Raw genomic sequence first — 1,037 nt, forward strand, 5'->3', positions numbered from 1 at the left:
CCTTGAATTTCTAACCCGTACGCAACGTACAGTGATACAAAACGTTGCGTACGGGTTAGAAATTCAAGGAGTTCCAGTAGAGGAAAGAGAAAATAAGGCGTTAGAATCGCTACAGTTAGTAGGGCTAGATCATCATAAAGATAATTACCCAAGTCAACTTAGTGGTGGTATGCAACAACGAGTTGGTATTGCAAGAGCGCTTACGAATGATCCGGATGTTTTACTCATGGATGAATCATTTAGTGCATTAGACCCGCTTATTCGAAAAGAAATGCAAGATGAATTGTTAGAGCTACAAGACAAAATGGAGAAAACAATTATTTTTATTACACATGATTTAGATGAAGCTCTTCGAATTGGTGATCGTATTGCATTAATGAAAGATGGAGAAATTGTCCAAATTGGAACACCGGAAGAAATTATGATGAGCCCTGCAAATGAATTTGTAGAGAAATTCGTTGCGGATGTGAATTTAGGAAAAGTAATTACGGCGGAGTCTATATTAAAACGACCGGAGACTTTATTAATTGATCGTGGACCTCGTGTGGCACTACAAATTATGAGGAACGCGGGCGTTTCTACAGTATATGTTGTAAACAAAAAGTATGAGTTTTTAGGTATATTAACCGCAGATGATGCAAGTAAAGCAGTACAAAAACAGTGGCCGATTGCTGATTTATTACTTAATGATATTCCGCACGTTTATTTAGATACTTTACTTGAAGAGACGTATGCAAAAATGGCGGAGATGAAATATCCGTTACCCGTAATTGATGAGAAGAAAAGGTTAAGAGGAATTATTAAACGTGAAAGTGTCATTCAAGCTCTTGCAGGTAACATTGAGGAAGAGGTGAAAGACGATGAATAGTATACCGCGTATTCCATTAGGGGAATGGGTCGACTCATTTGTTGCAAGTTTATATGAGAACTTTGAAGGCTTGTTCCGAGGGTTTTCTTATATTATCGGTGGATTCGTTGATTTACTCACTAATTTTTTAATAATAATACCAGCTATATTGATGATTATTATCTTATGT

Annotated in this window: 1 protein-coding gene and 1 pseudogene; both read left to right on the plus strand. The window is 36.7% G+C overall.

The genetic code is table 11. The features are described from left to right. A partial coding sequence (locus tag AC1DTM_RS28195; RefSeq protein WP_477001457.1) for a betaine/proline/choline family ABC transporter ATP-binding protein occupies positions 1-868 on the plus strand: 868 nt, incomplete at its 5' end. Continuing rightward, a pseudogene (locus tag AC1DTM_RS28200) lies at positions 861-1,037 on the plus strand (glycine/betaine ABC transporter); the annotation flags it as partial. The gene AC1DTM_RS28195 and the pseudogene AC1DTM_RS28200, both read left to right, overlap by 8 nt.

The sequence above is a fragment of the Bacillus sp. P4_D3 genome (assembly GCF_056401855.1).